Raw genomic sequence first — 10234 nt, forward strand, 5'->3', positions numbered from 1 at the left:
TCGCCACGGGCATCGACGATGATCTCGCCACGGGGCGACAGTTCCACCGTGCCCTTGAGCCAATCGGTGTTGGGCAACAGGCCGATCTGCACAAAGATGCCTTCCAGGTCCACAGTGTGGAACTCACCCGAATCGCGATCCTTGTAGGCCAGGCCAGTGACCTTCTGCCCATCGCCCTTCACTTCACTGGTCAGGGCGCTGGTGATGACCTTGACGTTGGGCAGGCTGTACAACTTGCGTTGCAACACGGCATCGGCGCGCAGTTTGCTGTCGAACTCCAGCAAGGTTACGTGGCTGACGATACCCGCCAGGTCGATAGCCGCTTCAACGCCGGAGTTACCGCCACCAATCACCGCCACCCGCTTGCCCTTGAACAGTGGACCATCGCAGTGCGGGCAGAAACACACGCCCTTGGCCTTGTACTCCTGCTCACCCGGGACGCCCATTTCACGCCAGCGGGCACCCGTCGCCAGGATCACCGACTTGGCCTTCAGGCTGGCGCCGCTTTCAAATTGAATCTCATGCAGGCCGCCCACTTCCTTGGCCGGCACCAAGGCACTGGCACGCTGCAGGTTCATGATGTCGACGTCGTATTGCTTGACGTGCTCTTCCAGTGCCGCGGCCAGTTTTGGCCCTTCGGTCTCTTTCACCGAAACAAAATTCTCGATGGCCATGGTATCCAGTACCTGGCCGCCGAAGCGCTCGGCCGCGACCCCGGTACGAATGCCTTTACGAGCGGCGTAGATGGCTGCCGCAGCGCCGGCTGGACCGCCGCCGACCACCAGCACATCGAAAGCCTCTTTGGCGTTGAGCTTCTGCGCCTGCTTCTCTACCGCACCGGTGTCGAGCTTGGCGAGGATCTCTTCCAACCCCATGCGCCCCTGGCCGAAGTTCACGCCATTAAGGTAGACACTGGGCACCGCCATGACCTTGCGTTCGTCAACTTCGGCCTGGAACAGCGCGCCGTCGATCGCCACATGACGGATGTTCGGGTTGAGCACCGCCATCAGGTTCAGGGCCTGGACCACGTCCGGGCAGTTCTGGCACGACAGCGAGAAGTAGGTTTCGAAGTTGAACTCGCCTTTGAGCGAGCGGATCTGTTCGATCACTTCAGCGCTGGCTTTCGATGGGTGGCCACCCACTTGCAGCAGGGCCAGCACCAGGGAAGTAAATTCGTGGCCCATGGGAATGCCGGCGAAACGCAGGCTGATATCACTTCCCGGGCGATTCAACGAGAACGACGGCTTGCGCCCATCAGTACCGTTGTCGAGCAACGTAATCTGGTTGGAAAGACTGACAATGTCTTTGAGTAACGCGAGCATTTCCTGGGATTTCGCACCGTCGTCGAGGGAGGCGACGATCTCGATCGGCTGGGTGACCCGTTCCAGGTATGACTTCAACTGAGCTTTAAGATTGGCGTCCAACATACGGGCGATTTCCATGTTCTGAATAAAGAGATGGTTCGGTAAAAAAAAACGCCCGAGCGAAACTCGCCCGGGCGTTTTTGGGGGCGGTGCAGCTGACTTAAGTGCGGATCACCGCCCTTGGGTAATGCATGGACTTAGATCTTGCCAACCAGGTCCAGGGACGGGGCCAGGGTGGCCTCGCCTTCTTTCCACTTGGCTGGGCAGACTTCGCCTGGGTGAGCGGCAACGTACTGAGCGGCCTTGATCTTGCGCAGCAGCTCGGAAGCGTCACGGCCTACGCCGCCATCGTTGATTTCAACGATCTTGATCTGGCCTTCCGGGTTGATCACGAAGGTACCGCGGTCAGCCAGACCGGCTTCTTCGATCAGCACGTCGAAGTTGCGGGAGATAGCCAGGGTCGGGTCGCCGATCATGGTGTACTGGATCTTGCCGATGGCTGGCGAAGTGTTGTGCCAGGCAGCGTGAGCAAAGTGGGTGTCGGTGGAAACGCTGTAGATCTCAACGCCCAGCTTCTGGAATTCGGCGTAGTTGTCGGCCAGGTCTTCCAGCTCGGTTGGGCAAACGAAGGTGAAGTCAGCCGGGTAGAAGAACACGACAGACCATTTGCCTTTCAGATCAGCGTCCGACACTTCGACGAATGCGCCGTTTTTGAATGCGGTAGCTTTGAACGGTTTAACTTGGCTGTTGATGATAGGCATCGTTGACTCTCCATCAGTGGTTGAAAACATTGGGTGAAAACTTGATGGGGAGAATCCTAACCAATGAGTCGGCGCTTGGCTCATTGGCAAACCTGATGCTACCGATTGGTTTTGACTATCAGCCGACAGTATTAATAGAAGAAACCTTTGACTACTGGCGGACCGGCTTCGGATCAATCAGCGCCATGCCCATGAACGGGCTGGCCTCGACATAGCGCATGGCGGACTTCAGGTCCCTCCAGCCCACATAGCTCATCAGGGACTTGAGGTCCCAACCGCTGCGGTGGGCCCAGGTGGCAAAACCGCGGCGCAGGGAGTGGCTGGTGTAATGCTCGGCGTCGATACCGGCACGCTCCAGAGCCTGGCGCAGCAATGGAATCACGCTATTGGCGTGCAGCCCCCGCTCGCTCAGGTGGCCCCAGCGGTCGATGCTGCGAAACACCGGACCGCGCACCAGCGCGGCGATGTTGATCCAGTCGACATAGGCCTGCACCGGACACAGGCGCTGCAGCGCCGGCGTGTGAAAGGTGCGCCCCAGATTGTCGCGATCCCCCTTGCTGCGCGGCAGATAGAGGCTGATACCGGAACCGGCCATGGCCTGCACATGCTCGATCTGCAGGCGACACAGTTCATCACTGCGAAAACCCCGCCAGAACCCCAGCAGGATCAGCGCCCGGTCGCGGCGCGCTCGCAACAGGTCGGCCTGACGGCCTTCGGCGGCAGCGGCTGCACCCTCCTCGTCAAGCCAGGCAATCACCTGCTCCAGGTGCTGCAGCTGCAAAGGCTCGGCTTGTTTCTCGCGCACTGGATGCAATGCACGAATGCCCTTGAACACCTGGCGTACCACTGGCGACTTGGTCGGATCGGCAAAGCCCTGGCTGTTGTGCCATTGAGCCAGGGCAGAAAGGCGCAACTTCAGGGTGTTGATCGACAACTCCCCGGCGTAGGCCGCGAGATAACGGGCCACGCTCTCCGCCGTCGTCGGCAGGAACCCGCCCCACTGCACCTCGAAATGCTCGATCGCCGCCCGATAACTGCGACGGGTGTTATCGCGGGTAGCGGCTTGCAGGTAACGATCCAGCTCACTCATGACAGTTCAACCCCGACAGATGTACGCCAGAAAAAAGACAAAGAAGCGCCGCACGCCCCATGACACTGGGTAATACTACAATATCCCAGGTCATATTTTTCCTATCTTGAAACTTTTACTGCCTGTACAATAATCAATAATTACATACTATGTATCACAGTATTAAATCGTTGGAGGAGCCATGGCTCGCGGAGGCATAAACAAGGCGGTAGTGAAGAAAGCGCGTCAGGCGATTCTTGCCCGCGGCGAACACCCCAGCATCGATGCAGTACGCATAGAAATGGGCAATACCGGTTCGAAAACCACCATCCACCGCTATTTGAAGGAACTGGATGACGGCACCAGCCGCCGAGATGCGGGCCCGGTGCCACTGGATGAGGAGTTGAGTGAACTGGTAGGACGACTGGCTCAACGCCTGCAAGAGCAGGCCCAGGAGCCTCTGGAGCAGGCCCTCGCCCACTCCGAACAACAGAAGCAGGCCTTCGAGCAACAACTGGAGCAAGCGCGGCACACCCAGGAACAACTGCAGCAGCAGCTACAGATCCAGGCCAGCGCCCTGGCCGGGGAAAGTGCCGCCCTACAAGACACCCGCTCCATGCTGCAGAGCGAACAGACCCGCAACGCCGAACTCAATCAGGCTTTGAAGGATTGCCACCTGCGCCTGGAAGACAAGGAGCAACAGATCCGCTCCCTGGAAGAAAAGCACCTGCATGCCCGGGACGCTCTAGAGCACTACCGCGCCGCCAGCAAGGAACAGCGCGAACAGGAACAGCGCCGCCACGAAGGCCAGATCCAGCAGGTGCAGATGGAGCTGCGCCAGGCTCAGCAGAGCGCACTGGTACGCCAGGACGAAATCACCCAACTGCATCGCGACAACGAACGCCTGCTCAGCGAACAGCGAGCCACCCACAAGGAGCTCCAGCAGGCCCAGGATGCCGCGAGCAAGAGCGCGGTATCGCAGGCACTGCTCAGCGAACAACTGGCGCGCCAGGACAGCGCCGGCACCCTGCTCCAGGAACGCTTGCGCGTAGCCTCGGAGGAGATTCAGGCACTCAAGGAAAGAGCCGACAAACAGGCTCGACTGAGCAAGGAGATGGAGTTGCGCGCCGCCAAGGCCGAGGCCGGCCTCGAGGCGCTGCGCCTGGCTGCGGCAACCAAGGCGCAGTCAGACGCGCCCGCGGACTCGTGATCAGTCCGCGACAGGGGTACGCATGGTAACGAACTCTTCGGCCGCCGTCGGATGCACTCCGATGGTTTCGTCGAAGTCGCGCTTGGTGGCTCCCGCCTTCAGGGCGATCGCCAAGCCCTGGACGATTTCCCCGGCATCAGGCCCAACCATGTGGCAACCCAGCACCTTGTCGCTGTCGGCGTCCACCACCAGCTTCATCAAGGTGCGCTCCTGGCAGTCGGTCAGGGTCAGCTTCATCGGCCGGAAACGGCTTTCGAAAATCTGCACCTTGTGCCCCGCCTCGCGCGCCTGCTCTTCGGTCAAGCCAACGGTGCCGATATTCGGCAAGCTGAAGACCGCCGTCGGAATCATCCGATAATCCACTGGCCGATACTGTTCCGGCTTGAACAGACGACGAGCCACGGCCATGCCTTCCGCCAGGGCTACAGGCGTAAGTTGCACGCGACCAATCACATCGCCAATGGCCAGGATCGACGGCTCGCTGCTCTGGTACTGGTCGTCGACTTCGATAAAGCCGCGCTTATCGAGTTTGACACCGGTATTCTCCAGCCCCAGGTTGTCGAGCATCGGCCGACGTCCAGTGGCATAGAACACGCAATCCGTCACTAGCTTGCGACCATCCTTGAGGGTGACCTCCAGACTGCCATCGGCCAGCTTGTCGATGCGCTCGATATCCGCATTGAATTGCAGCCCCAGACCGCGCTTGGTCAGCTCTTCCTGCAGGTGCTTGCGCACCGCACCATCAAAGCCACGCAGGAACAGGTCGCCGCGATACAGCAACTGGGTATCGGCACCCAGGCCGTGGAAGATCCCGGCAAACTCCACCGCAATATAACCACCGCCCACCACCAGAACACGCTTTGGCAAAGCCTTGAGGAAAAACGCCTCATTGGAACTGATGGCATGCTCGCGCCCGGGAATATCCGGAATCTGCGGCCAGCCGCCCGTGGCAATCAGGATGTGCCTGGCGGTGTAGCGCTGGCCATTGACCTCCACCTGATGAGGGTCGATCAACTTGGCATGGCCTTCGTGCAGGGTCACGCCACTGTTGACCAGCAGATTGCGGTAGATGCCGTTAAGGCGATTGATTTCACGATCCTTGTTGGCGATCAGGGTCGCCCAATCAAAATCCGTCTCGCCCAGGGACCAGCCAAAACCCGAGGCCTGCTCAAAGTCTTCGGCGAAGTGGGCGCCGTACACCAGGAGTTTTTTCGGCACGCAGCCGACGTTGACACAAGTGCCGCCCAGATAGCGGCTCTCGGCCACCGCGACTTTCGCCCCGAAACCCGCAGCAAAGCGTGCGCAACGCACACCGCCGGAACCGGCACCAATTACATAAAGATCAAAATCGTAGGCCATTTCACTCTCCCAGGCAGGCTGACAAGCATAACCGCAGATGGCGATGGGGTCAGCGCAGAGGATCTACATAAGGACGACAAATGAAAAAGCCACCCGAAGGTGGCTTTTCCGACAAACCCGTGCAGCGGCTATCAGTAAGCCTTGCCGGTCTTGTAGAAGTTCTCGAAGCAGAAGTTGGTCGCGTCGATGTAACCCTCGGCGCCACCGCAGTCGAAACGCTTGCCCTTGAACTTGTAGGCCATCACGCAGCCGTTCTGCGCCTGCTTCATCAGGGCGTCGGTGATCTGAATCTCGCCACCCTTGCCCGGCTCGGTCTGCTCGATCAGGTCGAAGATGTCCGGAGTCAGGATGTAACGACCAATGATCGCCAGGTTCGACGGAGCATCTTCAGGCTTTGGCTTCTCGACCATGCTGTGAACGCGGTAGATGTCATCGCGGATCATCTCGCCGGCGATCACGCCGTACTTGTTGGTTTCCTGCGGGTCGACTTCCTGGATGGCCACGATCGAGCAACGGAACTGTTTGTACAGCTTGACCATCTGGGTCAGTACGCCGTCGCCTTCAAGGTTGACGCACAGGTCGTCCGCCAGCACCACGGCGAAGGGCTCATCACCGATCAGCGGGCGACCGGTAAGAATGGCGTGGCCCAGGCCTTTCATTTCGGTCTGGCGAGTGTAGGAGAACGAGCACTCGTCCAGCAGTTTGCGGATACCGACCAGGTACTTTTCCTTATCGGTGCCCTTGATCTGGTTTTCCAACTCGTAACTGATGTCGAAGTGGTCTTCGAGGGCGCGCTTGCCACGGCCGGTCACGATGGAGATTTCAGTCAGTCCAGCATCCAGCGCTTCTTCAACGCCGTACTGGATCAGTGGCTTGTTCACCACCGGCAGCATTTCTTTAGGCATGGCTTTAGTCGCTGGCAGGAAGCGAGTACCGTAACCGGCTGCTGGGAACAAGCATTTCTTGATCATTATGAGTCCTTAAAAAGGCTGTGTGTACGAGTTTCGGCGCAGTCTAATGAGGCCGCGAGCGCCTTACAATGCCCCGCGCTGGCTAACCGCTGCCATCATAGAGAATTAAAGTGCCAGATAGTTCCGCAGCATCCTCTAGATAGCGCACGGCGTAAACCTTCATCACCGTGCAAGGCTTGTAAACCGGCACCTGGGCGCCCTGAACGGCCAGGTCGGAACGCTTCCCGGGCAAGCCTGCAAGCACACGGACAATTGCATTTTCCATGCACCACTGATGGCACCTTCAACGGCAGCGAAATGCCCCCAAAACACCCGACTCAAGGTCCGTCATATTCAGGCGCGGCACTTTTCGCCAGCGCCTGCGGACTAAGGTGATGCGCTGTACCGAAATGGCCATTAGCTATAGCATCGCCACATCGATACCCGCCCCCCCCCCAAGACACCTCTCTTCCAGACGACGAAATCCCCCATGAACAGACTTCTCGCAGTCACCGCTGTACTGGCTCTGACCGGATGCGCCACGGCTTCCAATACCTATCTGACCAATGGCGAACAAGGCCTGAGTATCGATTGCTCCGGGGAAGCCGGCTCCTGGGCCAGCTGCTATGAAAAAGCCGAGGCGTCCTGCGCCGGCACGGGCTATCAGATCGTCAGCACCGAAGGCACACCCGCCCCCAAGGAAAGCGACAAGACCCTGGGAGTCGACGTTGGCAACTACAAAAGTCGCAGTGTGATAGTCGTCTGCAAGTAGTGGGCGAACGCCCCGCTACATGTGAATCTCGGCAAACTTGATGCCCAGGCCGCGAATGGTTTCGATCAGATCGTCAAGACGGGAAAAGGATTCCACCTCGTCGCTCTCATCCACCAGAAAGTAGCTGCGCCCGGCGCTCTTCTTGAAAAACACGATCCATTCCCCGGAATTGGCCGGGTTCTGAATCACGTGGGTGGCAGAGATCAAGCCCTCTGCATGCTTTTCTCTGACGTGTTCCCGCTTCATGCTTTCTCCCAAAAAGACGATGCCGCCAAGGCTTGAACCCGGACGGCATCGTTGACGATGGGGGGTAGTTTATCGGATGCCCTGGCCTATCAGCACGCCCTCTACCGTCTGACCGTACAAATTGACCCCGTCATTGGCGTGGAACTTGACTCGGGTCTTCTCGATAGAGCCCTCCACCAGGCGCGGGTCCTGCGGCCGCTCGTGGCTGTTGACGAAAGCCGCCACATCCCAGGCCTGCTGGTCGCTGAGGCTGCCGCCCTTGCCCAGGGGCATGTTGTGCTTGATAAAGGACGCTGCGGTATTGATCCGATGCATCCCCGCTCCCCAGTTATAGGAGTCCTTGCCCCAGAGCGGCGGCATCACATAATCCGCCCCGGCTTTCTGGCCCTGGCCTTGCTCGCCATGGCAGACCGCGCACTGCGCCTGATACACCGCCGCGCCCTGCTTCAAGTCATAGCCCTTGGCGGGCTGGGCCACATCGGGATACCCCCTTCCAGGCAACTCCACACCCAGGGGCGCCTTGCTCGCCAACCAGTAGGCATAGACCGACAGCGCGGTAATCTCCGGGCTGTCCGCCGCCGGTGGCTTGCCACCATTCATGCTGAACTGGAAGCAGCCCTGCAAGCGTTCGGCAAAGGTGTTCACCTTGTCGTTTTTCTTGCGGTAGGCGGGATACATCGGATAGGCGCCCCAAAGCGGCGCGGAGTTGGCCAGACGGCCCTGGTCAAGGTGACAGTTGCTGCAGTTGAGCCCGTTGCCCACGTACTGCGGCGCCAGGCGCTTGGTGTCGACAAACAAGGCATGACCTTCGCGTACCAGCTTGCCGTAGGCATTGTCCGGCAACTCACTCTCGGCCGGCGGCTGGAAGTACTGGGTATGAGCGGAAGCGCTTGGCGCCGGTATCTGCGACTGATCTTCCATGGCGATGGAGGCCGCCTGCACTTGAACCGCAAGCAATGCCATCAACGACCCTGCAATCAATAGTTTCATGGTCGCGCCTCCTGAGGTTTCAAGCTGGCAAAGTATTCCGCCACTGCGGTGACTTCTTCAGTACTCAAGGACTTGGCAACATGCCCCATCAGGTCATTGGGGTCGTTGCGCCGGCTGCCATCACGCCAGGCATTGAGTTGCGCCACCAGGTAGCCAGCCGGTTGCCCGGCCAGAGGCGGAAAAGCCACACCGACACCGACACCGCCAGGCCCGTGACAACTGACGCATTCAGGAACCTGCCGCTCCCAGGCGCCACGCAAGGCCAGGCGCTCACCAACGCCGCTGGCGACCTGGCTACGACTGCCCACTGGGGGGTTCGGCCCGGACATGGCCGCGAGAGTGCCAGTCACGGCGGTGATTTCGTCTTCGCTCAAAGCCTTGGCCAGAGGCTGCATGACCGGGCTGCTGCGCGCACCGCTGCGAAAGTCATGCAACTGTTTGGCGAGATAGCCTGCCGGTAAGCCGGCAAGACGCGGGAACCCGGCGGGGGCCAGGCCCATCGCATCCGCCCCATGACAGGCCTGGCAGGCTGTTGCCCCTGGCTGGGTGCCGCCTTGGGTGAAAACTTTCTGCCCATCCACGGCGTGGGCAGATTGCACAAACAGCAGCATCAGGCCACTCAATAGCATTCGATCCAGTGGGATCATATGGACTCCATTATTCTAGTTATATGCTTAGACCCAGTTGGCATAAGCACACAAATAGTAGGGCAATCGATCCATAGCGACAATGCGAAATTGGTGCGGCTACCTGTTGCTGTTCACGAGAGCGGTCCCAAGCCCCAGCAAGGCCCTGGGCTTGGGATCAGCCGGAGATGCAGGCCTCCCCTGCCTTGCGCACATCCTGCGGCCGCAGAGGGTTGTTGGACATTTGCTCGTGCAGCTTGATGCTGCTGCCGCCAGAGCGCTCATCGATGTAGAACACCGCCGCCGGAGCCGCCGACAGGTTCTGGGGCACGATCACCCGGTAACCCTCCTTGCGCGGCTCGACCTGCAGTGCGCCACGGCTGTCGGAAAGCTTCCCGGACAGGCACTTGGCGTACTCCTGGGGCTTCTTGCCAGAAATGACGCTCAGGGTCGGCGGCGTCTGGTTGATATCCGAGACGGTGGCACAACCGCTGATGGCCAAGGCCAGAACCCACACCCAGCGTTTCATATAAAATCTCCAATAAAAGTCCTTCCGACAGCAAAGGCGCTGTTTTTCTCCAGAGGCACGGCTTTATCGCCGATAAAAATCCAAATAACTGTTTTAAATTGTCAAAGCCCGAGGCCGGGGCCGAATAATAACCCTTTGGGCCTGATAAACTGCGCCATCGCCCACGCCAACGTTTTGTTTTTGTAGATATAGCCCTTCTGGAGGCGCCCATGAAATTCATCCACCAGCGCGAGCACCTGAACGAAGACGATATCGTCGTCATCGAATGCTCCCAGGTCTGCAACATTCGCCTGATGAGCGACGCCAACTTCCGCAGCTTCAAGAATGGCGGCCGCCACACCTATCACGGCGGGGCCTT

13 protein-coding genes are annotated in these 10234 nt (G+C 59.4%); 3 read left to right on the forward strand and 10 right to left on the reverse strand.

Features of this window, described 5'->3' with window-relative positions:
* The 3 genes from ahpF to BLX41_RS14735 form a co-directional block, all read right to left on the reverse strand.
* Window positions 1–1427 (reverse strand): alkyl hydroperoxide reductase subunit F (gene ahpF / locus BLX41_RS14725; protein WP_123725491.1); only part of this gene is annotated, 1427 nt, incomplete at its 3' end.
* Window positions 1428–1561: 134 nt separating this feature from the next.
* Window positions 1562–2125 carry an alkyl hydroperoxide reductase subunit C gene (ahpC, locus tag BLX41_RS14730; protein ID WP_011061677.1) on the reverse strand — a complete coding sequence of 188 codons (564 nt, stop codon included), beginning with the start codon at window positions 2123–2125 and terminating at the stop codon, window positions 1562–1564.
* Between the two features lie 151 nt (window positions 2126–2276).
* Window positions 2277–3215 carry a site-specific integrase gene (locus BLX41_RS14735; protein WP_123725492.1) on the reverse strand — a complete coding sequence of 313 codons (939 nt, stop codon included), beginning with the start codon at window positions 3213–3215 and terminating at the stop codon, window positions 2277–2279.
* 181 nt (window positions 3216–3396) lie between these two features.
* On the opposite strand from BLX41_RS14735, the gene BLX41_RS14740 reads away from it, so the two are divergent.
* Window positions 3397–4404, forward strand: coding sequence for a DNA-binding protein (locus BLX41_RS14740; protein ID WP_123725493.1), 1008 nt, complete (start codon window positions 3397–3399; stop codon window positions 4402–4404).
* On the opposite strand, the gene gorA is transcribed toward BLX41_RS14740, so the two are convergent.
* From gorA to BLX41_RS14755, 3 genes are all read right to left on the reverse strand, one after another.
* Window positions 4405–5763, reverse strand: a complete 1359-nt coding sequence (gorA, locus tag BLX41_RS14745; RefSeq protein ID WP_123725494.1) for a glutathione-disulfide reductase — start codon at window positions 5761–5763, stop codon at window positions 4405–4407.
* A 131-nt stretch (window positions 5764–5894) separates the two neighbouring features.
* Window positions 5895–6734, reverse strand: a complete 840-nt coding sequence (gene galU / locus BLX41_RS14750; protein ID WP_003182953.1) for a UTP--glucose-1-phosphate uridylyltransferase GalU — start codon at window positions 6732–6734, stop codon at window positions 5895–5897.
* Between the two features lie 82 nt (window positions 6735–6816).
* The gene (locus BLX41_RS14755; RefSeq protein WP_123725495.1) at window positions 6817–6999 is read right to left on the reverse strand and encodes a hypothetical protein; all 183 of its coding nucleotides are present in this window, start codon (window positions 6997–6999) and stop codon (window positions 6817–6819) included.
* A 204-nt stretch (window positions 7000–7203) separates the two neighbouring features.
* Between BLX41_RS14755 and BLX41_RS14760 the strand changes: the two genes are divergently transcribed.
* The gene (locus BLX41_RS14760) at window positions 7204–7485 is read left to right on the forward strand and encodes a hypothetical protein (protein WP_102863257.1); all 282 of its coding nucleotides are present in this window, start codon (window positions 7204–7206) and stop codon (window positions 7483–7485) included.
* A 15-nt stretch (window positions 7486–7500) separates the two neighbouring features.
* Here the strand turns inward: BLX41_RS14760 and BLX41_RS14765 are convergent, their stop codons facing one another.
* From BLX41_RS14765 to BLX41_RS14780, 4 genes are all read right to left on the reverse strand, one after another.
* The gene (locus BLX41_RS14765; protein WP_102863256.1) at window positions 7501–7731 is read right to left on the reverse strand and encodes a hypothetical protein; all 231 of its coding nucleotides are present in this window, start codon (window positions 7729–7731) and stop codon (window positions 7501–7503) included.
* Between the two features lie 69 nt (window positions 7732–7800).
* A complete protein-coding gene (locus tag BLX41_RS14770; RefSeq protein ID WP_402886771.1) occupies window positions 7801–8652 on the reverse strand; it encodes a c-type cytochrome in 852 nt (283 codons plus the stop codon).
* A gap of 65 nt (window positions 8653–8717) precedes the next feature.
* On the reverse strand, window positions 8718–9368 hold the full coding sequence (locus BLX41_RS14775; protein WP_123725497.1) for a c-type cytochrome: 651 nt from the start codon (window positions 9366–9368) through the stop codon (window positions 8718–8720).
* 157 nt (window positions 9369–9525) lie between these two features.
* Window positions 9526–9876, reverse strand: a complete 351-nt coding sequence (locus tag BLX41_RS14780) for a hypothetical protein (RefSeq protein ID WP_123725498.1) — start codon at window positions 9874–9876, stop codon at window positions 9526–9528.
* Between the two features lie 209 nt (window positions 9877–10085).
* On the opposite strand from BLX41_RS14780, the gene BLX41_RS35395 reads away from it, so the two are divergent.
* A partial coding sequence (locus tag BLX41_RS35395) for a DUF1883 domain-containing protein (RefSeq protein WP_259744924.1) occupies window positions 10086–10234 on the forward strand: 149 nt, incomplete at its 3' end.

Origin of the sequence: Pseudomonas protegens, assembly GCF_003732485.1 — a bacterium.
Taxonomy (GTDB): domain Bacteria; phylum Pseudomonadota; class Gammaproteobacteria; order Pseudomonadales; family Pseudomonadaceae; genus Aquipseudomonas; species Aquipseudomonas protegens_B.